General features: G+C 75.3%; 21 protein-coding genes. 8 read left to right on the top strand and 13 right to left on the bottom strand.

From position 1 onward, the window contains the following. Nucleotides 1–34: 34 nt before the first annotated feature. The 8 genes from ACIQ87_RS20170 to ACIQ87_RS20135 all read right to left on the bottom strand — a co-directional run bounded on the left by ACIQ87_RS20170 (nt 35) and on the right by ACIQ87_RS20135 (nt 8,636). Nucleotides 35–913, bottom strand: a complete 879-nt coding sequence (locus ACIQ87_RS20170) for a hypothetical protein (protein WP_402408383.1) — start codon at nt 911–913, stop codon at nt 35–37. Continuing rightward, a complete protein-coding gene (locus ACIQ87_RS20165; RefSeq protein WP_402408380.1) occupies nt 910–1,875 on the bottom strand; it encodes a type II secretion system F family protein in 966 nt (321 codons plus the stop codon). The genes ACIQ87_RS20170 and ACIQ87_RS20165 overlap by 4 nt, the downstream gene beginning before the upstream one ends. Beyond that, nucleotides 1,875–3,512, bottom strand: a complete 1,638-nt coding sequence (locus ACIQ87_RS20160) for a CpaF family protein (RefSeq protein ID WP_402408378.1) — start codon at nt 3,510–3,512, stop codon at nt 1,875–1,877. Before ACIQ87_RS20160 ends, ACIQ87_RS20165 begins: the two co-directional genes overlap by 1 nt. After that, on the bottom strand, nt 3,502–4,998 hold the full coding sequence (locus ACIQ87_RS20155; protein ID WP_402408376.1) for a hypothetical protein: 1,497 nt from the start codon (nt 4,996–4,998) through the stop codon (nt 3,502–3,504). Before ACIQ87_RS20155 ends, ACIQ87_RS20160 begins: the two co-directional genes overlap by 11 nt. Beyond that, nucleotides 4,998–5,891, bottom strand: coding sequence for an SAF domain-containing protein (locus ACIQ87_RS20150; RefSeq protein ID WP_402408373.1), 894 nt, complete (start codon nt 5,889–5,891; stop codon nt 4,998–5,000). Before ACIQ87_RS20150 ends, ACIQ87_RS20155 begins: the two co-directional genes overlap by 1 nt. A gap of 161 nt (nt 5,892–6,052) precedes the next feature. Continuing rightward, complete coding sequence (locus tag ACIQ87_RS20145) at nt 6,053–6,994, bottom strand: hypothetical protein (RefSeq protein WP_402408371.1); 942 nt, start codon at nt 6,992–6,994, stop codon at nt 6,053–6,055. Continuing rightward, a complete protein-coding gene (locus tag ACIQ87_RS20140; protein ID WP_402408368.1) occupies nt 6,988–7,611 on the bottom strand; it encodes a hypothetical protein in 624 nt (207 codons plus the stop codon). The genes ACIQ87_RS20145 and ACIQ87_RS20140 overlap by 7 nt, the downstream gene beginning before the upstream one ends. A 137-nt stretch (nt 7,612–7,748) precedes the next feature. Further along, on the bottom strand, nt 7,749–8,636 hold the full coding sequence (locus ACIQ87_RS20135; RefSeq protein WP_402408365.1) for a hypothetical protein: 888 nt from the start codon (nt 8,634–8,636) through the stop codon (nt 7,749–7,751). A 120-nt stretch (nt 8,637–8,756) separates the two neighbouring features. Here ACIQ87_RS20135 and ACIQ87_RS20130 point away from each other — a divergent pair, with 120 nt between their 5' ends. The 3 genes from ACIQ87_RS20130 to ACIQ87_RS20120 all read left to right on the top strand — a co-directional run bounded on the left by ACIQ87_RS20130 (nt 8,757) and on the right by ACIQ87_RS20120 (nt 11,462). Further along, nucleotides 8,757–9,332, top strand: coding sequence for a pyridoxamine 5'-phosphate oxidase family protein (locus ACIQ87_RS20130; RefSeq protein ID WP_402408362.1), 576 nt, complete (start codon nt 8,757–8,759; stop codon nt 9,330–9,332). A 74-nt stretch (nt 9,333–9,406) separates the two neighbouring features. After that, nucleotides 9,407–9,859, top strand: a complete 453-nt coding sequence (locus tag ACIQ87_RS20125) for a MaoC family dehydratase (protein WP_402408360.1) — start codon at nt 9,407–9,409, stop codon at nt 9,857–9,859. A gap of 397 nt (nt 9,860–10,256) precedes the next feature. Continuing rightward, complete coding sequence (locus ACIQ87_RS20120) at nt 10,257–11,462, top strand: MBL fold metallo-hydrolase (protein WP_402408622.1); 1,206 nt, start codon at nt 10,257–10,259, stop codon at nt 11,460–11,462. 20 nt (nt 11,463–11,482) lie between these two features. Here ACIQ87_RS20120 and ACIQ87_RS20115 read toward each other — a convergent pair whose 3' ends face one another. The 3 genes from ACIQ87_RS20115 to ACIQ87_RS20105 all read right to left on the bottom strand — a co-directional run bounded on the left by ACIQ87_RS20115 (nt 11,483) and on the right by ACIQ87_RS20105 (nt 16,835). Then, entirely contained in the window at nt 11,483–12,427 is a 945-nt protein-coding gene (locus ACIQ87_RS20115; protein ID WP_402408357.1) for a DUF389 domain-containing protein, read from the bottom strand. Nucleotides 12,428–12,612: 185 nt separating this feature from the next. Further along, on the bottom strand, nt 12,613–15,372 hold the full coding sequence (locus tag ACIQ87_RS20110) for a DUF6493 family protein (protein ID WP_402408355.1): 2,760 nt from the start codon (nt 15,370–15,372) through the stop codon (nt 12,613–12,615). Next, the gene (locus tag ACIQ87_RS20105; RefSeq protein WP_402408352.1) at nt 15,369–16,835 is read right to left on the bottom strand and encodes an SWIM zinc finger family protein; all 1,467 of its coding nucleotides are present in this window, start codon (nt 16,833–16,835) and stop codon (nt 15,369–15,371) included. Before ACIQ87_RS20105 ends, ACIQ87_RS20110 begins: the two co-directional genes overlap by 4 nt. Nucleotides 16,836–17,087: 252 nt before the next feature. Between ACIQ87_RS20105 and ACIQ87_RS20100 the strand changes: the two genes are divergently transcribed. After that, the gene (locus ACIQ87_RS20100; protein ID WP_402408351.1) at nt 17,088–17,996 is read left to right on the top strand and encodes an acyl-CoA thioesterase; all 909 of its coding nucleotides are present in this window, start codon (nt 17,088–17,090) and stop codon (nt 17,994–17,996) included. A 91-nt stretch (nt 17,997–18,087) separates the two neighbouring features. Continuing rightward, complete coding sequence (locus ACIQ87_RS20095; RefSeq protein ID WP_402408349.1) at nt 18,088–18,738, top strand: TetR/AcrR family transcriptional regulator; 651 nt, start codon at nt 18,088–18,090, stop codon at nt 18,736–18,738. A 156-nt stretch (nt 18,739–18,894) separates the two neighbouring features. On the opposite strand, the gene ACIQ87_RS20090 is transcribed toward ACIQ87_RS20095, so the two are convergent. Next, nucleotides 18,895–20,136: a sulfite oxidase gene (locus tag ACIQ87_RS20090; RefSeq protein ID WP_402408619.1), complete on the bottom strand. Its 1,242-nt coding sequence runs from the start codon at nt 20,134–20,136 to the stop codon at nt 18,895–18,897. A 508-nt stretch (nt 20,137–20,644) separates the two neighbouring features. Between ACIQ87_RS20090 and ACIQ87_RS20085 the strand changes: the two genes are divergently transcribed. The 3 genes from ACIQ87_RS20085 (at nt 20,645) to ACIQ87_RS20075 (ending at nt 23,117) form a co-directional block, all read left to right on the top strand. Then, complete coding sequence (locus ACIQ87_RS20085; protein WP_402408346.1) at nt 20,645–21,052, top strand: MerR family transcriptional regulator; 408 nt, start codon at nt 20,645–20,647, stop codon at nt 21,050–21,052. A gap of 133 nt (nt 21,053–21,185) precedes the next feature. Next, nucleotides 21,186–22,817, top strand: a complete 1,632-nt coding sequence (locus tag ACIQ87_RS20080) for a BCCT family transporter (RefSeq protein WP_402408343.1) — start codon at nt 21,186–21,188, stop codon at nt 22,815–22,817. 120 nt (nt 22,818–22,937) lie between these two features. Beyond that, the gene (locus tag ACIQ87_RS20075) at nt 22,938–23,117 is read left to right on the top strand and encodes a hypothetical protein (protein ID WP_392875385.1); all 180 of its coding nucleotides are present in this window, start codon (nt 22,938–22,940) and stop codon (nt 23,115–23,117) included. 347 nt (nt 23,118–23,464) lie between these two features. Here ACIQ87_RS20075 and ACIQ87_RS20070 read toward each other — a convergent pair whose 3' ends face one another. Further along, nucleotides 23,465–25,132 carry a DUF2398 family protein gene (locus ACIQ87_RS20070; protein WP_402408339.1) on the bottom strand — a complete coding sequence of 556 codons (1,668 nt, stop codon included), beginning with the start codon at nt 25,130–25,132 and terminating at the stop codon, nt 23,465–23,467. Between the last annotated feature and the right edge of the window lie 35 nt (nt 25,133–25,167).

Below are 25,167 nucleotides of genomic sequence, written 5' to 3'. Positions count from 1 at the left end.
GCCCAGAAGGACGGGAACGAGGCTGTGGGCATGGTCAGTTGAGCATCTGGTGCAGGGCGGGGAAGACGATCAGGACGGTCATCAGCAGGGTCAGCGCGGCCCCGGGCGCGACCATCCGTTCGCTGTCGGCGTTCGCGCGGGCGAGGTCCTCGGCGAGCAGTTCCCCGCGCAGGCCCTTGGCGCGGGCCCGCAGGGTGTCGTACACGGCGGCGCCGTCGTTGCCGGACAGTCGCATGATGTCGGCCACGTCCTGGAGCGGGCTCAGCCCCAACTCCTCGGCCAGTCCGTCGAGTCCGGCCCACGGCGGGAGCCGGTCGGTGGCCGCGCGCTCCAGGGCGTCGCGGATCCGCCGGAACACCGCGCCCTGCCCGACCGAGGCGGCCCGGCGCAGTGCCTCGGCGGGGCCGCAGTCGGCGGCCCGCTCCATCGCGACGAGCTCCAGGTAGGCGGCGATGCCGTGCAGGTACTCGGTGCGCGCCTCCTTGGCCTCGCCGCGCACGATGGCGTCCGGGACGAACCAGAGCAGTCCGGCCAGCAGCGGGCCGACGACCAGCGGAAGGGCGAACGGCAGGCCGACGTCCATCAGTACGGCCATCGCGCCCAGGTAGGCGGGCAGCATCAGGCCGAGCGCGGCGAACAGCAGCTTGTGCACCATGAACCGGGCCGGGGCGCGGCCGATCAGGGCGAGTTCGCGGCGCGGGACGGAGACTCCGCGCAGGTGGACGGACCGTTCGCCGATCCGGTCGTACCAGCGGGGCCGCTCGTCCGGGTGCTGTTCGCGGTCGGCGGGGGTGGCGTGCAGCCGGTCCAGCGCCTGGCGCAGGTCCGGTGGCGCCGGGCGCAGTTCGGCGACCAGGAGGGCGAGGCCGCCGGCCGCGGCGGCGCCGGCCAGCACGGACCAGGGGGAGATCACCGGACCTCCCCGAGCAGCTCGGCCGGTTCCGGCTCGGTCGCCGGTGCGGCGGACCGCCGCCCGCTCCGGCTGCGCCGGTCCGGTGTCAGCAGCCGGGGCACCGGCGGGTGGGAGGCCAGCGCCCGCATCCAGGCGATGATCGCCACGAACAGGGCGGCGACGACGGCGAGCACCACCTGGCCGAGGAAGGTCCCGTACGGCCGGGTGTACTCGGTGTTGAAGGAGCCGACCATGACGACCAGCACGATGATGCCGACCAGCCAGCGGATGGTGGTCCGGTGCTTGGCCCGGTCGGCCTCGATGGCGCGGCGCTGGCGGACCTCCTCGCGCACCGAGTCGGCCATGTCGGAGAGGGTGCGGGCGAGTCCTGGACCGCTGTCCCCGGCCCGCAGCACGAGCGCGGCGAGCACCTTGTCGGCGGTGGCGTCGGCGAGGCTGTCGGCGAAGGCGCGCAGCGCCTCCTCGGGCCGCCAGCGGGCCTGCAGCCGGGCGGCCAGTTCGCCGATCTCGTCCTCCAGGGCGGCCGGGGCGGTGCGGCGGCTGGTGACGATGGCCTGGTTGAGGCCGACGCCGAGCAGCAGCACGTCGGCGATCCGCTGGGTCCACTCGGAGAGCGCCTCCAGCCGTTCGATCCGGTGGGTGTCCGGGCGGGTGGTGTCGAACAGCCAGGGCAGGCCGAAGACGGCCAGCGGCACCAGCAGCGCGGTCAGCGGGATGCCGGTGAACAGCCAGGCCAGCGGCGCCCCGGCGAGCGCGAGCGGCAGCTGGACGCGGCGCAGCCGCACCATCCGGCTCGCGGCCGTCCCGGGGGCGCCGTACCAGAACATGTGGAGGCGGCCGGCCAGCGGGTTGACCTCCGGTTCGGCCCCGTCCTCGTCGCCGGGCTCGCTGCCGCGGGCCCAGACCACCAGGGCGACCAGGCCGCCCGCGAGCGCCAGCCCGCACAGGGCGAAGAGCAGCATCACCGCGCGCCACCGCCGATCCGCAGCTGCAGCGGGGTGGCCCAACTCCCGTACCGGGAGCCGAGCAGCGAGGCGTCGAAGCCGGCCCGGCGCAGGTCGTCCAGGCACTGCGGCGGGGTGTGCGGGACGGCCCGCGGCTCGCCGAGGTCCGGCCGGGGGCCGAAGACGGTGTTCAGCGCGGGCCGGCCGCTCTCCCCGAGGCCGGTGACCTCCAGGACGTGGGACACGAAGCGGTGCCGGCGGCCGCCGACGGCGGTCTCGTCGACCATGGTGACGTGCACGATGAGGTCCAGGGCGTTGGCGGTGAGCCGGTAGGCGAGTGAGTCGGTCATGTGCGAGCCGTATTCCAGGCAGAGTTCGGCGATGCGGTCGACGACCATGTGCGGGCCGCGGGCGTGCAGGGTGCACATCGAGCCGCCCTCGCCGTTGGTCATCACCCGCAGCATCGGGACGACCTCGCCGGAGCGGACCTCCCCGACGATGATCCGGGAGAGCGTCATGCGCAGCGCGGCCGGGATGAGGTCGCCGATGCTCAACTCCCCGGCCAGGCGCCCTTCGACGCGTTCGCCGTTGCCCTCCCTGGCCTCCATCGGGACGACCTGGCGCAGGTGGCCGAGGGTGTGCAGCCAGAGTTCGAACTCCGACTCCAGGGTGCCGATCCGCTCGTCCGGCGGGATCTCGGCGGCCATCGCGCGCAGCAGGCTGGTCTTGCCGACGCCCTGGGTGCCGGTGATCATGACGTTCTTCCTGGCTCGGATCGCGGCGGCCAGGAAGGCCGCCAAGGTGGCGTCCAGGGTGCCGAGTTCGACCATCTCGGGCAGGGTCGCGGAGGCCACCCGGTGGCGTCGGATCGCCACGTACGGGCGGGGCGTCACCTCGGTGAGCGCCTGGAGGCGCATGCCGCCCTCCAGGCGCAGGGCGAGGGTCGGGCTGGCGGTGGACAGGCTGCGCTCGCCGCCGCCGTGCTGGCGGGCCAGGTCCTGGAGCAGCTCGACGAGTTCGGCGTCGCTGTCGGCCACCGGCGGTACCTGGCGCAGGGGTTGGTGCACCTTGGAGACCCAGACGTCGTCACAGCCGTTGATCAGGATGTTCTCGATCTCCGGGTCGTCCAGGTAGGGCTGGAGCCGGCCGGCCCGGAACAGCAGGTCGAAGACGGCCTCGGCGAGGGCGCGGTCCTGCTCCCGGGTGGGCGGGATGCCGTGGGTCTGGGCGTACGCGTCGGACCACCGGGCGACGGCCTCCTCGATCAGCGCCCGGCCGCGCTGGCGGCGGGTGGCGCGGTCCGGATCGGAGCCTGAGGCGGCGGTCAACCGGGTGATCTGCTGGTGCAGTTCGGCCGCGACCTGGCGCTTGAGCTCGCGGGCGACCTGCGGGTCGACGGCGGGCCGGGTGGCGGCGCCGCGCAGGTCCAGCGAGGGCAGCTGGGAGGGCACGGCGGTGGGCCCGGCCGCGCCGGGCGGGACGGGCTGCGGCGCGACGGGCTGGGCGGTGGCCGGCTGGGGCGCGACCGGGCCGGGCTGGTACCCGTGCGGCGGGGCCACCGGGCCGGGCGCCGGCACCGGTGCGGGCACCGGTGTGGTCCAGGGCAGCGCGGCCGGATCGGAGGCGGGACGCTGGTGCAGGGGGCTACCGCGCACGGAGCACCTCCCCGGGGTTCTGCGGGTGCGGCCCGTCGGGATCGTTCCGACGGTCCGTCACACCCGGCTGCTGGAGCGGGTACTGGTCGTCCGGCTCGCCGTACGGGGCGGACTGGACGTGGGCCGGGAACGGTGCCGGCGCGGCCGGCTGCGGGGCGAGCCCCGCCAGCGGCGCCACCGGGCCAGTGGTGATCACCGGCGGGACGGGCTGCGGCGGGCTGTACGAGGGCTGCTCGCCCTCGGCCGTCCCGTAGCCGGACCGGCCTTGCGTGAACTGGCCCTGCACGTACTGGCCTTGCGTGGACTGGCCTTGCGCGAACTGGCCCTGCGCGTAGTGGCCCTGTGCGTACTGCCCGTGGGCCGCCGCGCCGTACCCGCCCGAGGCGTACGGGGCCTGGCCGTGGCCGCCCTGCCCGTACGCCGACTGCCCGTACGGGCCCGGCGCGGGCGAGGACACGGGCCCGGCCGAGGGTTCGGGCATCGACGGCTGCGAGGGGTGCGACGGTTGTGAGGGCATCGACGGCTGCGGCGCCATCGGCACGGGCGGGGTCGGTATCGGCGGGGCCGGCATCGGAGCCGTCGGGACAGGGGGCGTTGGGACAGGGGGCGTCGGCACCGCCGCCGCGACCGGGGCCGCCGGACCACCCGCCGCACCGCCGGCCGTCAGCTGGGCCGGTGCCGCGTCCTGCGCGGCGCCCGGAGCGAGCCGCTGACGTCGACGGCGGACCAGCAGCTGCACCTCGTCCGCCGCCGACCGCGCCGTCCGCATCAGCTCCGAGCGGATGAACCGCCGGTCGGTGGTGTCCCCGCCGTCGGAGAGCACCTTCGCCGTCCGGGCGGCGTGCGGCAGCACCCCGAGCACCGGCAGTCCGAGCTCGCGGGACACCTCCGCCCGCGTGTACGGCCCCTCGGCGACCAGCAGCAGCCCGAGCGCGTCCGCCCCGGTGCCGGCCGCGGCCAGGTCCTCGGCCAAGGCGGCGAGCCGGGGCCGGACCGAGCTCAGCCCGCGCAGCGTGGTGCGCACGGTCGCCACCACCACGTCGGCGCGGCGGGCCAGCACCGCGCTGTGGCCGGTGGCGCCGGAGCGGCCGAGGTCCACGATGACGTCGTAGCCCTGCTGTTCCACGCCGCGCAGCAGTTCGGCGAGCGGCTCCCAGGTGTAGGCGAGGCCGGGCGCCTGGACGGGGTCGGTCAGCCCGGGCAGCAGCAGCCGCTCGGCGCCGCCCTCGGGCGAGAGGTCGATCAGCTGCTCCCAGATGGTCTGCGCGAGCAGCCCGCGGCGGTCGGCGACGGCCAGGTTGCGCAGCCCGTACACCGCCTCGACCCGGCCCTCCAGGGCGCCGGCGAGCACCGCGCCGCCGTCCGGGTCGGCCTCGACCAGCAGGATCCGCCGGCCGGGCTGCAGCGGCCAGGACAGCAGCAGCGCCAGGGCGGTGGTGGTCGCTCCCGGTGCGCCCGGGCCGCCGACCACCGCGATCACGGCCATCAGGCACCGCCCGTCGCGGCCGGCGCTCCGGGCGAGGCACCGCCGGAGGTGGCGGCGCCGGGCGCGGGCGCCCCCGTGCCCGGGGTGCCGGCGGTGGCCGAGGGCGCGCCGCTCGGTGCCGGGGCCGGCGCGGCACCGCTGGCGGGGGCACCGGCCGCGGGGGCTCCGGCCGCCGCGCCGCGGGGCGCGAGCAGTACCTGGATCCGCCCGCTCGCCACCCACTGCGCCAGCCGGGGCCCGTCCGCGGTGCCGACCGCCACGTCGATCACCTGGCTGCCGTCGGTGTCGACCCGGCCGACGGTGATCACCGTGGCGGGCAGTGAATCGGCCCGGCCGTTGTCGGGGGTGAAGACGACGACCAGCTGGACGCCGGGCTGGAGCCGGCTGGCGGGCAGCTGGCTGCGCTTGGCCGACACGCCGACGACGATCTGCCCGGGCTGCAGCGACAGGCCCTGGGCGAGGTCGGAACCGGTGAGCATCGCGCCGCGCTTGAGGTCGGTGGCGGCCCGCATGCCGACCGCCTTCGCCCGGTCCTGGGCCGACACCGGGTGCAGCGCCGGGTCCCCCGCGATCCGGGCGACCACCAGGTCGTCCTCGGTGATCACCTGCCCCCACGGCACGTCCCTGGCCAGCGCCAGCACCGCGACCCGCTGGCCGGTGCTGTTGTACAGGACGGCCCCGCCCAGCCCGCCGGCCGCGATCAGCGCGACCGCCATCGCCAGCACCGCCGGGCGCCGGCGCCGCGCCCGCATGGTCCGCCCGGGCGCGTGCGGCACCGCCCGCCCCCGGCCCTTGCCCCGGCCGCCCTGCTCCGGCTGCTCCGGGAGCGGCACGGACGCCGCCGCGCCCGCGGGGGTGCCGGATCCCGGCGTCGCGAACGTACGGTTCTCCACCGGGTTCCGCCCTTCCCTCATTCGTCTCTGGCTGGTGTGGCTCGTCTGGCTCGTCTGGCTCGTCTGGCTGGTGTGGCTGCTCTGAACCGGTCAGTGGGTGAATCGCCCTACCGGCGCCACCACCCGGGGGCGGCCGGCCGGCCGCTCCCGGTCGGGCGCGCTCAGTTGAGCACCTGCATCTCGGCGACCTTGAGCTGGAAGGGGACGCTGCTCCGCCTGATGCCCCTGAGCTTGAACGTCCGCGGGTTCGGCCCTCCGGTGACCACGACGGTGGCCTCCCACTGCATCGTCACCGTGGCGTTGAAGACGCCGTTCTTCTCGCCGGCCGAGCTGGCCCTGAACTCGTAGCCGCAGTCCGGGGACTTCGCGTCGCCGTACTTGGGGTCGTACGGCGTGCCGGTCGTGGCGCAGGAGGTCTGGAGGTTGCCGCCGAAGCTCCAGTCCGCCTTCACCAGCCGGGGCGTGACGGTGACCGCGATGCCCGCGAGCTCCGCGTGGCCGACGCCCGGCAGCGCGGCGCCGTCCGCCCAGAGCCAGACCGGGGCGTTGACCACCGCGGTGTTCTGGGGTGCGGCCCGGCCCACCGGCGGCGTGAAGTGGACCTGGTCGGTGGCCCGCTCGATGACCCTGGCCTCCGTGGTGACGTCCTGCCCCGGTGTGGTGGCCTCGAAGACGATCTCGGCGCCGCCCATGCCCCCGTCGGTCTGCGGGCAGACCTTCGTGTAGAGCGCGCCGTCCTTCGGGTCGTGGCCGCCCCACGCCGGGTCGCCCGCGGCCGGCGGGTTGTCCAGCGGGCGGAAGTAGCAGCCCTTGCTGCTGCTGAACCAGCCCAGCTCGGGGTCGTGGCACGCCCAGGTGACCTGGTGGTAGTCGCACAGCTGCGGCCCGGTGCCCGAACCGCCGCCGCCCGGCTGGGATCCGCCGGGCCCGGGGGCCGTTCCACCGGAGTGGACGTCCACGCAGATCACGGTCGGGTAGCACTGTTCGGCCCCGCCGCCCGGTGGTTCGTCCGCGGACGCGTTCACCGCCGAGGACAGCAGCAGTCCGGCCGACATCGACACGGCGATCGCGATCCGCCGGGCCGGTTTCCGCGCGTTCAGCATGTCCGGTCCACCTCCCGCTTGAAGTCGTTGACCAACCAATGTGCTTGGAACCAGCGCAGGGACGCGGTCGCGACGTACCGGTTCAGGCGGGATCCGGGATCCTTGCCGGCCCCGGTCACGGCATCGACGCGGTGCCAGTCCGACAGGTCGACGCAGTCCTCGATCACGGCGGTCTGCGGATCGGCTTTCAGGTCGATGACCTTGACCACCGCGGAATTGCGCGGCGTTCCGGTCATCACCGCTTTGGCGTCACGCAGTTGACGGAGGCTTACCAGACTGTCGGACAGCGCCCGACCGGAGGAGTACTGCTCCAGTCCGTAGCCGTCCGAATCCGCACGCCCGAAGACGTCCGACTGGGCCTGCCACCAATCCTGATACGCCTTCAGGGCCAGCCGCCCCATGGCCCCTTCCGGACCGCTGGTCGGCGCGATCGAGCCGTTTACCGAACCACTCGAAGGAGTCAGCGGATCCACTCCCGCGACGGTGGGCGCAGCCGACCCGAGGCGATCGACGGAACCACCGGCACCACCGCTCGCACAGGCGCCGAGCAGCAACACCAGAACCGCCCCACCGACCCCAACCGCCCCAGGGCGCAACACATTTCCGCGCTGCCGCATGGCCCCACCTCATTGCGACCGACCTGATCCGTGATCCACGGCCGCCAGGAGAATTCCGCCGTCCCGCCGGTGTTTCCGCTGGGGATCGATTCTTCGCCAACCCACCCCATCACGGCAACACCTCAGGCCCCCTGACCTTACGCGGAAGGCGGTTCCGTCGGGGCACTTTCCCGCCACAGAACGGCCAACAGTTCCTCGGAAAGCGACAATCCGGCCAATGCGCCCCGAACGGCGGCCCGATTGCGCATCAGAAGCCGCCCGGCGTGCGGCGGAACGAGCAGGCGCGCGCCAGGCGCACCCGAACTACCGACCGGTTCTCCACCACCCGTCAGCGCGGCCACGGCCGGCTGGAGATCGAGTGGGGCGACGGCCGCGGGGGCACCCGGGACGCCCCGGCGCAGGACGGTGGTCAGAGCCCGGCTGAACGAGCCCTCCCCGCCCGGCAGTACGGCGTCCCGGCCGCGTCTGCCCGGGGCGTAACGGTTCCCCGGGGCGTAGCGGCCGATCCGGCCCCACAGCGGGACCCTGGAGTAGCTCAGCAGTTCGCCGGCGCCGTCCTCGCCGTTCTCCACCGCCGCCCAGGTGTCCCGGTCGGCCACCGCGTCGACCAGCAGCAGGGCCTCCTCCTGGTCGCCGTGCACCATCGCGCTGACCACCCAGTCCCAGGCCAGGCCCCGGCGGTAGGCGTTGTCGGCGGTGCTGCCGGCGGTGACCAGGGCGAGCCGGCGCCCGCGCGGGTCGGCCACCAACTGGCCGACCAGGCAGACCAGCAGCCAGCGGCCGGGGTGCTGGGCGGCGTCCCGGACGGCGGTGAGCATGGCGTTGGCGTCCGCGTCGGGCGGCACCGTGGTGACCCTGCAGCCGGCCGCTCCGGTGTCGAAGCACATCCCGGGCAGCACCTCGGCGAGCAGCCGGGCGCCGTCCGGTGCGAGCGCCGCACCCCCGAAGGCCCGGTCGGGGCCGCCGTCCGCCCCGATCACCACCAGATCGACCCCGCCCGCCATCCGGCCGTCCCCCTCCTGCACCGTTTCTCCACCCGCCGGGCAGGCTACCGCCCCCGACGGCCTCCGGCGGGGCTCCCGACCCGTCCGCTCAGGGACCATGGGCCCTATCGGTACGCGTGCCGACCGAGGACGATCGGACGCATGGAGCGTGAGGACCGTGTGGAGACCCTGAGCGAGGCCGAGTGCCTGCGGCTGCTCAGCACCGTGCCCGTCGGGCGCGTGGTGTACACCGAGCACGCGCTGCCGGCCGTCCTGCCGGTCTCCTTCGAGGTCCTGGACGGGCGGCTGGTGCTCGCCGTGCGCCGTGGAAGTGCCACCGCGCGCGGGCTTGACGGCACGGTGGTGGCCTTCCAGGCGGATCTGCTGGACCCGGTCACCCGCACCGGGTGGAGTGTCCTGGTGCACGGACGGGCCGACATGCTGACCGACCCCGAGCAGATCCGGCGGGTGCTGCGCTCCGGACTGCGGCCCTGGGTGGGCGATCCGGAGCCGCTGTTCGTCGGGCTGGTGCCGGAGCTGGTGAGCGGCCGCAGGCTGTTCCCGACCGGGCCGGGCGCCCTGGGCCACCAGACGCGGCGGCCTTCGGACGCCGGGCGGATGGACGCCGGGCAGGTGGGTGCCGGGCGGATGGACGCCGGGCGAACGGGTGCCGGACAGGTGGGCCTGGGGAGCATGGACGCGGGGCCCGTGAACACCGGTTTTCCGTTCGGCTCCTGACAGATACCGGTGGGTAGGCATACGCTTCCGGCGTCCTGATCCCTCCCCGGGCCCGTCCCCACCAGGAGCGCACCGTGACGACCTTCGCCTCCCTCGCCGAGCTGACCGCCGCCGTCGGCACCGAGCTGGGCACCAGCCAGTGGCACACCATCGAGCAGCGGCAGATCGACCTGTTCGCCGAGGCGACCGGCGACCACCAGTGGATCCACGTGGACCCGGAGCGGGCCAAGGAGAGCCAGTTCGGCTCGACCATCGCGCACGGCTACCTGACCCAGTCGATGATCCCGGTGCTGGCGAAGGAGTGCTACGCCGTCGAGGGCGTGCGGATGGCGCTGAACTACGGCTCCGACAAGGTGCGCTTCCCGGCCCCGGTGCCAGTGGGCACCGCGATCCGGGCCACCGCCGAGCTGCTCTCCGCCACCGAGGTGCCGGGCGGGGTCCAGGCGGTGGTGCGGTTCACCGTGGTCAGCGAAGGCAGCGCCAAGCCGCACTGCGTCGCGGAGACGATCACCCGCTTCTACGCCTGACGGGCAGCGCCCACGCGGGCCCGGGCGACGGCGTGCGGGGCAGGGCGTACGGGCCCGGGCCGACGGGCGGACGGGGCCGGGCCGAGCGGAGCGGGCGGGGCCGGGCCGACGGTGTGCGGCCCGGCCCTCCCGGGTCCCCCGATTGGACCGCGCCGGGCTCTCCACCAGGTCCGGACGGCCCACGACGAGTAACCTCCGACGAGATGGTTGTCGTATCGCAGCAGCCCCATCTGCCGCTGCGCTGCGCGCCCCGGCCCGCCCGGTAGCCGTGACCGTCCCTGGAGGAACCGTGCCCCGCCCCGCCCCGTGGTTCTCCCGCCTCGCCGGTCTGTCCTCGCAGTTCGCCCCGCCGGCCACCGGCCCCGCCGCCGAGCGCGCCGTCCCCGGTCTGGCCGGAATGCCCCGGGCTGCCTGGCACCGGGTCCGGACCGACGCCTTCGGCGCCGAGCCCAGGGGCGAGCGGCTGGCCCGCATCCGCCGCTCCCCGCAGTTCGCCGACGGTGCCTTCCGCAACCCGGTGCCCACCCGCCGCCTGGTGTACGAGCGCAGCCCGCTGGAGATCACCCACGCCCAGCTGACCGGGGACAAGGCCCGCAGGAGGCCGACCGCCGCCATTCCGGTGCACCGGCTGCTCCCGGTCGACCTGGCCGCGCCGCCGGAGTCCGGGCTGCGGCTGACCTGGCTGGGGCACGCCTCCGTGCTGGCCGAGATCGGCGGGCGGCGGGTGCTGCTCGACCCGGTCTGGGGCGAGCGCTGCTCCCCCTTCTCCTGGACCGGGCCCAAGCGACTGCACCCGGTGCCACTGCCGCTGTCCGAACTCGGTCCGGTGGACGTGGTCGTGATCTCCCACGACCACTACGACCACCTCGACATGGACACCGTCCGGGCGCTGGTCGGGACGGACGCGGTGTTCGCCGTGCCGCTCGGGGTCGGGGCGCACCTGGAGCACTGGGGCGTACCGGCCGAGCGGATCGTCGAACTGGACTGGTGGGAGTCGGCCGAGGTCGCCGGGCTGACCCTGACCGCCACACCGGCCCGGCACTACTGCAGCCGCGGGCCGCGCACCAGCTCGCTGTTCCTGTGGGCGTCCTGGGTGGTGGCCGGCGGCGGACGGCGGATCTTCCACAGCGGGGACACCGGCTACTTCCCCGGCTTCGCCGAGATCGGCCGCCGGCTCGGCCCGTTCGACGCGACGATGATGCAGGTCGGCGCGTACAGCGACTTCTGGCCCGAGGTGCACATGACCCCCGAGGAGGGTGTCCGGGCGCACCTGGACCTGGGCGGCGAGCTGCTGCTGCCGATCCACTGGTGCACCTTCAACCTCGCGCTGCACCCCTGGGAGGAGCCCGCGGAGCGGGTGGTCACCGCGGCCCAGGCACTCGGTGCCCGGCTCGCGGTGCCCCGCCCCGGCAAGCCCTTCGAACCCGCGCGCGCGCCCGCCCTGCGCCTGTGGTGGCGCGCCGTCGCCGCCGCCCCGCGCGACGTCCCGCCGCTGGTCGACGAGCGGCGGCCGGGCGCAGGGGTGGCGGCGGGCGGAGGCGGGGGCGGGGCGCACGAACAGGCGACGACTTTCAGCGAACAGATTTCAAAATCTGTTCGCTGAAAGTCGTCAGCTGAAACCCGTCACTTCTTCGCCGTCACCCGCCGACGCCGGATCAAAGCCCAAGCCGCCTGCTGGACCAACAGGGTCAGCACCCCGGCCAGCACGATCCCCGACAGGTTCAGCAACAGCTGCACGCTGGAGCCCCAGAACTGCTTGACGTCGCCGTAGCCGAGCGCGACGGCCGCATTGGCCGCGGCGGGCACGGTCGTGACCGAGATCGCCACGCCGACCAGGGCCCCGGCCTTCGAGGAGGTGAGCGAGAGCAGCCCCGCGACGCCCGCCAGGAAGGCGACCACGAAGGACGTCGCGTCCGGCTGCCAGATGAACGAGGTGTTCGGCCGCAGGGCGTCGAACTTCGCCTCGCTGAACAGCCCGAGGCCTTCCATCAGCATCCCGAAGCAGACGGTCAGCCCCATCGCCACCACGAAACCCGTCACCAGCGCGTTCAACGATCGCAGTGCCGGGCGCAGCCGTCGCTGGACGACCGCCACGCAGAGCCCGGCCAACGGCCCGAACTCCGGTCCGACGGCCATCGCGCCGACGATCAGGATCGCACTGTCCAGCACCGCACCACAGGCCGCGAGCATGGTGGCGGTGGTGAGGAAGGCCAGGAACACCCACGTGAGAGTGGACTCCTCGTGGGTGACCTCGGAGACCGACTCCCATACCAGGGCGTCCGCCCCCTCCCCGGGGGCCAGCCGCTCGGCCTCCTCGGCCGCCGCCGAGAGGGTCAGCTCGATCGCCGAGACGTCGATCGCGCCGCGCTCGGCCAGCCCCGTGGCGCGCAGCGCACCCAGGGCCTCGTCCGCCGCCTCGCGGGCCACGTCGCAGAGCACCACGTCCCCGGCGGGCCGGACGGCCGCGTCCGGGAGCAGGACGACGTGTGTCACCCCGACGACCTCGTCCAGGCAGTCCAGCACGCGGTTCCGGAGGTCGGGCGGGACGATCAGGCGAAGGTGCAGCACGGGCGCTCCGGTGGGCAGGGTAGGCGGAAGGTCCCGCCCACCCTAGGCCCGCGCCACACCGGATCCGGCACCACACCGGATCCCGCACCTCTCCGGGCCCGTGCCACACCGGCCGCACACCGCCCCGCCCCTGCACCGCGGCCCGTCGGCCCCGCGCTCCCTCAGCCCTTCAGGCCCTCACCCCCTCAGGCCTTCAGGCCCTCAGCCCCGAGGACGTCCCGCAGCGCCCGGGCCTCCTTGACCACCCGGCCCGAGCCGCCGCGCCCGGCCGCCGCCGTCACCTCGGCGACCGGCCCGCGGGCGCCGGTGCGCAGGGCGCAGTCGGTGGCCAGCGCGATCAGGTCGCCCAGCCCGCGCGTCGACGGGTCGGCCTCCCCCAGCAGCGCCGGCAGGGCCGCCCCGAGCACCGACCAGACCGTCGCCCGGGCACCGCTCTCCGCCGCCAGGGTGAGCGCCGCTCCCAGCCGGCCGGCCGTCACCGTGCCGCAGGCCACCAAGGCCCCGAGTTCGCGGCCGAGCAGCGCGCCGTCCAGGTCGCCGCGCGCGGCGAGCACCAGCAGGGCGTCCACCGCCGCCGTCCGGTCCTCGGCGTGCCGGGCGCCCAGGCCGTACGCCAGCGCCAGGTGCAGCGCGAGCCCGGCCGGGCCGCCGGCCTCGGCGAGCAGCGGGAGGTGGCCGGCGGCCCCGCGCTCGTCCCGGTCGGCGCCCTCGGCGAAGGGGTCGAGCCAGCGCGCGGCCAGCTCCTCCCGGTGCCAGGGGAGCATCGCGAACCAGTGCGCGACGGGCCGCCGGCTCCAGTCGTACACCTTGCGGGCGCGGGCCACGCTGGGCTCGGTGCCGTCCAGCAGGGCCAGGAACTCGCTGGGGAGGTGCTCGCGGCCCGGCCCCACCGGCCCGGCGCCGATGCCCGGCTGGGCGACGGCGATCCGCTCGATCTCCTCCCACCAGCGGTTCCCGTACACGTTGGTCCGCCGCAGCCCCTTGCCGGGCGCGAACAGCACCCGCTGGGACGGCTGGCCGTGCAGTCCGCCGGTGCGCAGCCAGTGCGCCAGCCGGCGCCCGGCCGGGGAGGTGAGCGCCTCGGCGGCCTTCAGCGCCGCCCCGTCCGCCACCGGCCCGGCCGCCACCGACCCGACCGCCACCGGTCCGACCCGCAGCAGGGCCTGGGACAGGTCGGCCTTCCCCGGTGTGACACCCGCCGCCTCGTACCCGGCGATCCGCTCGACCAGCACGGCCGGGTCCAGCGCGCCGGTGGCGTCGGTCGGGGTGGCGAGCAGGTACGGCGGCCGGGTGGCCGTCACCTGCCAGGCCGCCTCCTCCAGCCGGGCGGCGAGAACGGCCCCGGGCACGGTGGTGCCCGGGCCGCGCAGCGCTGAGCCGTCCTTTCCGCGGAGGGAGTCCCAGAACCGGCGTGGCGGGAGCTCACCGGCCACCGCGGCCACCACGAAGAGGATCTCCCGGGGCGTGCAGTCCCCCCAGCTGCCGGTGCCGCGCCACGGGTGCACCCGGCGGACCGGCTCCAGCGCCTCGACCAACGCCGCCCGGTCCCGGTGGGCCAGCCGGACCAGCCCGTCCAGCACCCGTTCGAAGGCCGCCATGCCGGGCTCGCGCGCCGCGAGCAGGGCGGACAGTTCCTCCGCGAGTTCGGCCGCCGAGCCGATCGGCGCGCCGAGCGGGCGCGGCTCGGGGGCAGGCGGCAGGAGTTCGTTCCACCCGGTGTCCGGGTCGTCCCCGTCGCCGCCTACCGGCGCCCCGAACAGCTCGCCCGCGCGCCGGTGGTGGGCCGGGTTGAGCGTCTCGGCGGCGGAGCGCAGGTCCGCCAGCACCGCCTCCCCGGCAGCCTTCAGGTGACGGGCCACCACGTTCAGCGCCCGCTCCTGGAGGGCCGTGTCCGGATGTCCGAAGGCCTCGGCCGCGGCCAGCACCACCGGTCCCGACCGCTCGGGCGCGCGCCGGGCGGCCTTCTCCAGCCAGGCCAGCTGGGCACGGACCAGTTTCTTCTCGCTCCGGAACAGCACCACCGCCGAGGCCTCGGTGAGCACCTCGGGCTCGATCAGGCCGGCCTCGTCCAGCCCGGCGAGGACGTCCTGGGCGTGCCCGGCGATCACCGACAGGCCGTCCAGCAGCGCCACCACGTCGCGCACCCTGGCCGCGTACTCCTCGGGCGTCGGGGCGAGCGCCCGCAGCACCTCCAGGAAGGCCCGCTGGTCGGTCGCCTTGCCGCCGCGCAGCAGCCGGGCCAGGCAGCGGTCGAGCAGCTGGACGCGGTCCACCACTCCGGCCGCGGCCAGTTCGCCGATCGCCTCCGTCCAGATGTCGCCGGGGCGCGGGCTGAGCCGGAAGGTCAACGTGTAGCCGACATCGGCGAGTTCGAACAGCTCGGGCAGCAGCACCGGGGTGAAGGTGTCCCCGCGCAGCGCGTCGGCCAGCGTCGGGCGCGGGCCGCCCGTTTCGTCGATGTGGTCCATCCAGCTCCGGACGAAGGACTCGCCGCGCGGCACCTCGCAGCCGGTGCGCCGGATCACGGCCTCGATCACCGGGTACATCGACCAGCCCCAGGTCCGCACCGGCCGGGCGGCGAGCCGGGTGACCACCTCGACCTGCCACTCCACCGGCTGCGCCTCGATGACCTGGTGCAGCACGGAGTTGCGGGCCCAGTCCCGGACGCCGAAGTCGCTGCCGGCCAGCCAGGTGGCGGCGCCGGCCGGGCCCGCGTGGCAGCCGACCCCGGCCACCAGCAGCCTGCCCTTGACCTCGGCCGACTCCCGCGACCAGTCCTGGCGCAGTTCCTTGCGCAGCTCCTTGAGGGCGGGCAGACAGGCCCGCCGCTGGGCCGCGTCCAGGGCGGCCAGCAGCTCCGGTATCCGCGCCAGCCGACCGGACCGGACGGCGGCGAGCAGTTCGTCGACCGGCCCCCGCCGGTCGGTGCCCGAGGTCGTGCTCACGCTCCGGCCCCCTTCGTCTCCGCAGCCCCGGTGGCCACCACGGTCCCGACCGTCTCCCCAGCCCCGACCGTTTCCCCGGCCCCGACGGCCGACGCAGCCCCGGCGGCCGCGTCCCGCACCATCCCGACCGCCAGCGCGTGCTTGCACGGCCCGCGCCCGCCCCGGTACTTGCCCCACCACAGGCAGGTGCAGCTCAGCCGCCCCGACGCGTCCGTGCGCACCCGCTGGATGTGGTCGTCCACGGTGACGACGGCCGTAGCCCCGCCCTCCTCGAGCCGCACCGCGCCCGCCGCGACCAGTGCCCGGGCGGCCCGCAGCCGGGGGTTGGCCGTCTCGGCCCGCCCGGCGTCGTACGGGAGCTGCCGGTGGAAGTACGCGGCCTCGGCGGCGTCGTAGCCGATCTGCCCGGCGGTGCCCAGCCGGGTGAGCGCGGCGCGGACCCGCTCGGGGCTCAGCCCGGACTGGGCGGCGAGGTCCCCGACCTCGATCCGGGGCTCCCAGGCGAGCAGCACCGCGATCAGCTCGGCGTCCCGCTCAGCCGCCGCGGTGGCGAGCGAGTCGAGCACCCCGCCCTCCCCGGAGAAGCCCCGGGACGCGTCCGGCGACAGCGTCAGGGTCAGCCGCATGCCGGGCAGCACCGCCTCCCAGGCGGAGGCGGTCGGCTCCCCGGCCGCCACCGGCCCGTACACCCGCAGGGCGAGCGCGTGCCGCAGCACCCGCTGGAGCGCGACCAGGCGCTCGGGCCCGGGCAGGCAGACCGCGCCGGGGACCGGACGGGTGGTCGGCCGCAGTGACTTCCCCGCCGGGACGACCCAGCCGACGCCGGCCCGTCCGCCGCGCCCGGCCCGCGGCAGCGAGCGCAGGAAGCGGACCGCCTCGGCGGCGGGCAGCTCGGCGCGCAGCTCGAAGCCCGCGGCCACCACCTGGGTCTCGGCGAAGCCGCGCAGCCAGCGCTCCGGCAGCGGGACCTTCTTCTCGACCAGCGGGCCGTCGAAGGTGGTGACCTCCAGCGCGTCCGGCCCGACCGCGAGGTGCAGCGGGTCGGCGGGGCCGATCCTGGTCAGCGCCTCGCGCAGCGGGTTGTTGACGTCCACGTTGGTGGTGCCGTGGCCGATCTCGTCCCCGTCGAGCCCGGCCTGGAGCACGTCGAGCCTGGCGTAGACGCCGCAGCAGCCCGAGAAGGACTCGAAGCGCAGCCTGTCCCCGTTGGCGGTGACCACCGGGTCGAGCGAGGCGCGCAGCTGCGGCTGGTAGTAGCGCGCGGCGGCGACGTCCGCGACCGCGAGCAGGGCCGCGGCGGCCGGCCCCGGATCGGCCAGGAAGCCCGCGAAGAAGCGCGGGTTGGCGGCGGCGCCGAGCGGGGTGGCGCCGCCGGAGGTGGCCAGGTCGAGGCACCGGCCGTCGGCGCCGTCCAGGACGGCCGACGGGCGCAGATAGGCGTACGCGTGTGCGGATTGCGTCATGCCGAGCACGCTAGGTGAGGGCACTGACAATCCGTCGGGGCGGCACCGACCCGGCCTGGCCCCGGCCTGGACCCGGCCTCGGCCCCGACCTCGGCCCCGACCTCGGGTGGGCCTCGACCCGACCCCGGACGGGCATCCCGCGCCCTCGACCCGAGAATCGAACTGGAACGTGTTCTATGTCATCCGCCGACCATCGCGGCGACGTTACCCAGGTCACACCGCGGCACGGTTGGCTTCTGCCACTATGGCCTCGTGACCGACCTGACCGAACCCCACGTCCGGGCCGAACGGCACGCCCGGCCGGACGCCCCGTTCGCCGAGCTGCTGGAGATCGAGCAGCTGGACGAGAACACGTTCCGGGGCTACTGCCACGCCGGCGCCCCGATGCGGGCCTTCGGCGGCCATGTGGCCGCGCAGGCGCTCGTCGCCGCCGGGCGCACCTCCCGCAAGCAGCGCCCGGTGCACTCGCTGCACGGCTACTTCCTGCTGCCGGGCTCCCCCGAGCACCCCATCGACTACCTGGTCGAGCGGGTCCGCGACGGCGTGTCGTACACCACCCGCCGGGTGACGGCGCTCCAGGGGCGCAACGAGATCTTCACCCTCTCCGCGTCCTTCAAGCACCCCGAACCGGCCCCCGACCGCCAGCGCGAGGTCCCTCCGCTGCCCCACCCCGAGTCGCTGCCGAACGCCGTCGCCCGGCTGCCCGAGGAGGTGCGCCGGGCGCTCGCCGCGAGCGGCGGCTTCCGCGACCTCGACGTGCGGTTCGTCCCGGCGGACGCCCCGGGCCTGCCGCCGGCCGTTCCCGGGCTGCTCCAGCACTTCGTCTGGATGCGCACCGCCTCCCCGCTGCCGGACGGCGACCCGCTGCTGCACGCCGGCGCCCTCACCTACCTGTCCGACCTCACCCTCGCCTCCACCGCCGGGCTGAACGTCCAGCCCAACTTCTTCCAGCGCACCGAACCGCCCCGGCTGGTGATGGCCTCGCTGGACCACGCCATGTGGTTCCACCGCCCGTTCCGGGCCGACGAGTGGCTGCTGTTCGCCCAGCGCAGCCCGTCCTCCTCGGACGGCCGGGGCCTGGCGCTCGGCGAGTTCTACGACCTGGACGGCCGGCTGGTCGCCTCCGCCGTCCAGGAGGCGCTGATCCGCGACCCTTCCTGACGCCCCTCGCGGCCCGGTGACCACCCCGCGAACGGAAGGGGGCCGGACGGCGTCATACTCCTGAGCGGCCCCGGCCCGTATCATGGTGCGGGTGACCAAGGTTGACCTGTCACCACGGCCGGTGGAGGCGATGTCTCCGCGTCAGCTCGAACGCCGCGAAAACCTGATCGCGGCCGCGCTCGCCCTGGTGAACGAGATCGGCGTCGAGCGGATGCAGATGAAGCAGGTCTGCGAGCGGTCCGGAGTCGCTCTGGGGACGGCGTACCGCTACTTCTCCTCCAAGGACCACCTCCTGGCAGCGGCGATCGCCGAGTGGCATCGCCTGCTGCTGGCCGACCTGGTGGCGGAGCTGCGCGGGCCGAGGGCCGGACTGGGGGCCACCGACCGGGCGGTGCGGTTCGTCCGGGGCGGGATGCGGGCCTACCAGCGGCAGCCCGAACTCGCCCGGCTACGGGTGGCCGTGGCCGCCTCCACCGACCCGTTCGCCAGTGAGGCGCTGCAGGGCATGGCCCGGGCCGACAGCAACGCCCTGCAGGCCGTGACGGCCGAGGTGCCGGCCGCCGCGAGCGACCTGGTGCGGCACATCGTCGCCCACGCCTGGCAGGGCGAGCTGACCGCCTGGGTGACCGGCCGCACGACCCTCGGGGACGCCCGGCGGCGCCTGGAGGACGTGGTGCGGCTGGTGCTGAACCCGTACGAGACGCGCTACCCGGCCCCGTACGAGGTCCAGTCCACCGGCTGAGCGCCCACCGGCCCCGGACGGCCGGCGCGGCTCAGGGCGCCGGCGCGGCTCACGCCGACGCGGCCCAAGGCACCGGCGCCGCCCAGGGCACACGGTTCAGGGAACGCGGTTCAGGCAAGGCGGGTCAGGGAACGCGGGTCAGGGCGCCGACAGCGCTCAGACCGCCGTCACCGGGTGGGCCACCACCGCTCCGAACAGGTAGCCCTCCCGGTTGAACACCGCCCGCTCGGGCTGGGTGTCGCCCCGGCGGTCCGTCGCGCGGGCGCGCAGCTCGTACCGGCCGGGCCGCTCGGGGCGCCAGTCGATGCTCCAGCGCGTCCAGCCGCCGGCCCGCGGCTCGTCGCGCAGGTCGGCGCGCCGCCACGTCCGGCCGCCGTCGGCGCTCACCTCGACCCGGCGCACCGCCGCCGCTCCGGACCACGAACGCCCGTGCAGCCGGTGCCGGCGGCCCGCCGCCAGCCGCGCCCCCGCCGCCAGCTCGAAGGCGCTCTTGACCACCTGGGTGGTGAGCGGCTCGCCACCGCCGGGCGGGTAGTCCGGGCCGAACATCCGGTAGAAGTCGGTGTTCCACGGCGAGTACAGCGGACGGTCGGCGACCTCCATGCCGCCCACCCACTTGATCGAGGCGATGCCCACCCAGCCGGGCACCACCAGCCGGGCCGGCGCGCCGTGGTCCGGGGTCAGCGGCTCGCCGTTCATCTCGTACGCGAGCAGCACGTCGTCCAGCGCCTTGGCGATCGGCAGCGGGCGGCGCACCGGGCCGTAGTTGGTGCCACCGACGACGTAGTCCGGGTCCAGTCCGACGGGCAGCACGTCCACCGCCGCGCCGGTCAGCCCGGCGGCCCGCAGCACCTCGGCCAGCCGGACGCCCCGCCAGCTCGCCGAGCCGACGCCGCCCAGCGTCCACGGCGTGCCCGGGACGGACTGGCCCTGCTGGCCGGCGTAGTAGCTGCGGCCGTTGCCGGCGCACTCGATCAGCGCGCTGATCCGGGTGGAGGGCAGCTCCCGCAGCTCCTCTAGGCCGAACTCGACCGGGTGCTCGGCCGTCGGGGCGCCGCGCAGGCCGCTGCCGAAGAGCCGGAGGCGCCAGGTGTCGGGGTCGATCAGCGGGGTGCTGGTGTGGTTGCGGACGAAGAACCGTTCCACCGGGACGTGGCGGCCGACGAGGGCGTCGCCGTCGGCGTCGCGGAAGGCGTCCCAGCGCGTCTCGGCGTTGGTGCCGCGCGGCACGAACCACTCGGCGGGCAACGGTTTGACGATCCCGGGCACGGACGAGGACGCGGCGGGAGCGGGGCCGGGGGCGGGCGTGGCCCCCTCCTCGGCGGCCGCCGCCCGGCCCGCGGCGAGCGCCGGGACGGCCGGAACCGGCGCGGCGAGCACCCCGGCGGCGGTGGCCATCCGCAGCAGCGTCCGGCGCTCCACTCCGTCGGCGGGCGGCGCACCGTCCCCGGCCGCACGCGCCGGGGCATCGGGTGTCCGGGCGTCCCGTGCCCTGGCGTCCCGTGCCGGGGTGTCCCGTGCCGGGGTGTCCTGTGCCGGGGTGTCCTGTGCCGGGGTGTCCTGTGCCGGGGTGTCCTGTGCCGGGGTTGCGTCGTTCGGAATGCGGACCTCGTTGTCCATGAACGGTGTTCCTTCCGTGTCAGCGTTGGAGGTTCGGCTGTACGCGCGACCACGTCCGGGGCGCGAAGGCCGTCCTGGACCGGCCCCCGTTCCCCGGCCCGACCTTCTCACCGTCAGGACTCCTACCGTTCCGGCCCTCGGAGAAACCCCGGCCCGCGCCCGAACTCACCTGCGAACACCCGTCGATGGCCGATTCCGCTCCCTAACCACCGGGCGTGGCAGCGGAGTTCACCGTGAGCCGAGGCCGTCCGGGAACACCCCGACGGGCGGCGATGTTCGCCCGGTCATGCGCATCGGAGAACTCGCCCGCCTGACCGGGGTGTCCACCCGTCTGCTCCGCTACTACGAGGAGCAGGGCCTGCTCCGGCCCGGCCGGACGACGGCCGGCCACCGCGAGTACGGCGAGGAGGACACCGTCCGGGTGTGGCAGATCCGCAGCCTGCTCGCGGCCGGCCTGAGCACCCGGGTCATCGCCGAGCTGCTGCCGTGCGCCACCGGCCCCGTCCCCGTCCTGGAGGCCTGCCCGCAGCTGCTCGCCATCCTGCGCGACGAACTCGCCGACCTGGACTCCCGGATCGACGACCTCACCCGCAACCGCCGCGTGCTCTCCCACTACATCGCCACCGCACACGGCTCCGGACGCGACTACGGGCACGACTCCGCGCACGGCTACGGCGAGGACCGGGCGGCCTGACGGGACGTGGGTCCCGACCCGGCGCGTCCCCGGCGCGCCGGGTCGCCACCGGCGGAGTGAACTGGACATAGTGCGACATACAGCTTGATTCCGAGCGCGCCGAGCCCGCCGAGTATGTCGAGAGGTCCATCCGATGAGCAGCCAGCCGCCCCCGCCCGACCAGCCCGTGAAGGAGCCCGACGAACCCGCCGCCACCCTTCCGGCCGACCGGGCGGTGTTCGGCATCGGCGCGGTTCTGGTCCTGGCGGTGGTCGCCTGGGGCATCTTCGCCGAGGACTCGCTCGGCCGCACCTCCGACACGGCGCTCGGCTGGGTGCTGCACAACTTCGGCTGGCTGTTCGTGGTGGCCGCCGACGTCTTCCTGGTGCTCAGCGTGCTGCTCGCGTTCAGTCGGTTCGGCCGGATCCGGCTCGGCCGCGACGACGACGAGCCCGAGTTCTCCACGCTCGCCTGGATCGCCATGATGTTCAGCGCCGGGATGGGCATCGGCCTGATGTTCTACGGCGTCGGCGAGCCGCTCCAGCTCTTCGCCACCCCGCAGCCCGGCTCCGGCCTGGAACCGCAGAGCGCGGCCGCCGCCCAGCAGGCCCTGGAGTTCTCGCTCTTCCACTGGACCCTGCACCCGTGGGCGATCTACGCGGTCGGCGGCCTGGCCCTCGCCTACACCACCTTCCGCAAGGGCCGGGGCAACCGGATCTCCGCCGCCTTCGTCCCGCTGATCGGACAGCGTGGCGCGGACGGCTGGGCCGGGCGGACGATCGACCTGCTGGCCGTGTTCGCGACCGTCTTCGGCTCCGCGACCAGCCTCGGACTCGGCGCGCTCCAGGTCGCCGACGGGCTCGGCTACATCTCCTCCGTCCGCAACACCCAGAACGCCCAGTTGGTCATCATCGGCTCGCTGACCGCCGCGTTCGTGGTCTCCGCGTTCTCCGGGGTGCACAAGGGCGTGAAGTGGCTCTCCACCGCGAACGTCGTCATGGCCTCGCTGATCATGCTCTTCGTCTTCGTGTTCGGCCCGACGGTGTTCGCCCTCGACACGATCCCCTCCTCGGTCGGCGGCTACCTCTCCGACCTGCTCGTGATGTCCACCCAGACCGGCGCCTTCACCGACGAGGGCTGGCTCGGCTCCTGGACGATCTTCTACTGGGCCTGGTGGCTCTCCTGGGCGCCCTTCGTCGGCACCTTCATCGCGCGGATCTCGCGCGGCCGCACCGTCCGGCAGTTCCTGCTCGGTGTGCTGCTGGTACCCAGCGGGGCGACGGTCATCTGGTTCTGCGTGATGGGCGGCACCGCGATCCGGCTGGTCACCACCGGTGCGGCCGACCTCGTCGCGACCATCCCGCAGGGCCCGGAGGCCTCGCTGTTCGAGATGCTGCGCTCGCTGCCGCTCGGCTCGGTGACCAGCGTGATCGCGGTGCTGCTGGTGATGACCTTCTTCATCACCAGCGCCGACTCCGCCTCGCTGGTGCTCGGCTCGCTCTCCAGCCGGGGCTCGCTGCACCCGCGCACCTGGCTGGTGGTGGTCTGGGGCGTGCTGATGGGCGGGGTCGCGGCGGCCCTGCTGCTGGCCGGCGGGCTCACCGCGCTCCAGAACGCGACGATCCTGGTCGCGCTGCCGTTCGTGGTGGTGATGCTGCTGCTGTGCGTCTCGCTGGTGAAGGAGCTCCGCGAGGACCCGGCCGCCGGCCCCTCCCGCTTCCACCCGCCGCACGGCCTGCGGGACGCCGTCCGCGAGGTCGTCGGCGAGTCGAGCACACGCCGCTGACCAGCACATATGCCCCGCCCGGCGACGGGTGGGGCATATGCGGCCAACCGACGCCCAACCCCCGTCCGGACTTCACCCGCGCGTACCGACCGTTCACGCCGCCCTGGAAACCTCCCTGTCATGAACGCCAGCCCTCAGGCGCCCTTCCAGGAACCGCGCTTCCCCCTGCCCCAACGGCACCGCCGGCTGCTCGCCGTCACCGCCGTCCTCGCCTCGATCGCCCTCGGCACCCTGGGCGTCGGCGCCACCGTGGAAACCGTCGAGCACGGCCCCGTCACCAGCGCCTCCGCCAGCAAGTAGCAGCCCGCCCCACCCGGCACCGCAGTCCCACACCGGACGCGGTGCTTCTTGCTTTCCGCCCCCGCCGAGCGCGCTACCCCCGGCCGGCCGCCGAGGGGCACGACGAACGGGCCGGGGCGGAAGTGGCCGGTGCCGCGAGTGGGGTGGAGGTCAGTGGCCGGGGACGGGGCGGCAGTGACGGCCGGGGACCGGGGACAGGGTGGAGGCCGGGGACCGGGCAGGAGTGGCGGCCGGTGCCGGCAGTGGGGTGGAGGTCAGCGGCCGGGGACCGGGTGGAGGCCGGGGGCCGGGTGGAGGCCGGGGGCCGGGGCCCGGGCGTAGCGGGCGGCCGGGGGGCGTATGCCCCGCTACGCCCGCTGTTCGGTGCGGGGGCCGGCCGGGGGTGGGACGAACGGGCCGGGGCGGGAGTGGCGGCCGGTGCCGGGAGTGGGGTGGAGATCGGGGGCCGGGGCGTAGCGGGCGGCCGGGGGGCGCAGGCGCCAGGCCGGGGGCCGGGTGGGGTGGGGGGTGGGGGCGATCAGGGCGAGGCGGCGGAGCAGGTCGAGGGCGTCGCGCCGCAGGGCGGTGCGGTCGGCGAGGTAGCGGGCGGGGAGGCCGTACTCGTCCGCGATGTCGCCAAGGACCCCGTCTATCAGCGCGTCCGGGATCGGGACGTCGCCGGCCACCGTCTCGCCGGGCAGCGGGCGGACCTCCTCCACCAGGCGCTCGACCAGCAGCAGGGCGGCCTGGGAGAGGGTTCCGGCGCCGGGGAGGGCGAGGTCGGTGAGTTCGGCGGCCGGGTCGAGCAGGGCGACGCCCTCGGCCCGGAGTTCGGCCTCGAGGCCGAGGAACTCGGCGAGCGCCGCCGGGCCGCTGAGCCGGTGCTCGGCCAGCCAGGCGCGGTGGTCCTCGGGGAGGTCGGCGGCCAGGACGGCGGGCGTCTCGGCGAGCAGGCGGCGGACGGCGGTGGCGGGTTCGGCCTCGGCGGCGCGGCGGATCAGGTCGTCGGCGTCGTCGGCGAGGGCGGGCGGGCCGGCCGGGACGGCACGGGCGAGTTCGCGGTCCACGGTCAGCACGAAGGAGTCGCCGGCCGGGTCGGCCGGCAGCTCGCCGAGCACCTGCCAGCCGGCCAGCGCGGCCAGCGCCATGTCGAGGTCGGCCGGTTCGGTGGCGAGTTCGGGTGCGGCGGCGCCCATCGCGTCGAGCAGCCGCCGGTAGCCCAGATCCTCCGGAGCGTCGACCAACAGGGACAGCGCGAGGGCGAGTTGGGCGTACCCGGCCGGGGTGAACGGCGCGCCGGTGACGGGGTGTTCGAGGCGGCGGGCGGCGTCGGCGCCGAGGCCGGCCTTGCAGAGCCGGGCATGCCAGGGGCCGACCACGAGACGGTAGCCGAGCAGGGTGTCGAAGCGCTCGGTGAGCCAGTCGCGGTGACGGCGGATCAGCGGGAAGCCGTCGGCGTGCGGGCCGGAGGCGGTGACCAGCGGATGGGCGAGCAACAGCCGGGCGGCGATCCGGCGTTCGGCCGCCGGGAGCTCCTCGCCGGAACGATCCTGCGCCGTCACGGTGGGCGGCGCCACCGGCGTGCCCTCGGGCCTGCGGTGCCGACCCGGCCTGCCCGGCTTGGCACCTGACCGGACGACGGGCAGCGCGGCGTCGTCGCGCCGGGCGCGGCGCAGGCCGCCGTCGGTGCGGTCCTCGCGGGGGCGGACGGGCATGGCGACGTGCGCGGTGGGGCCGTGCCACCAGCTGACGCCGGGCTCGGCGGCGGGTTCGGCGGCGCCGCCGAGGTGGCGCGCCGGGTAGAGGCCGAAGGAGGCGGCGCACAGGTCGTCGGCGGTGCCGGGGGTGGCGGCGGCGAACCAGTGGGCCAGGCGCAGCAGTCCGGGGTCGGGCGAGAGCGTGACGTCGGCGGCGGGCCCGGCTTCGCGTACGGCGAGGACGGCGTCGGCGGTTCCCCGTCCTGCCCCGCCCGTGCGCCCGTCCGGCCTGCCGGCGGCCACCCGGGTGGCGCCGACCGCGTACTCCTGCTGATCCATGTCGGGGTCCAGACTAGACGGTGCCCGGGTCACCC

It is taken from the genome of Kitasatospora sp. NPDC096204 (assembly GCF_044763205.1).
In the GTDB taxonomy this organism is placed as follows: domain Bacteria; phylum Actinomycetota; class Actinomycetes; order Streptomycetales; family Streptomycetaceae; genus Kitasatospora.
The sequence above is the reverse complement of the archived record's forward strand: the minus strand, read 5'-3'. Positions and strand labels throughout refer to the sequence as shown.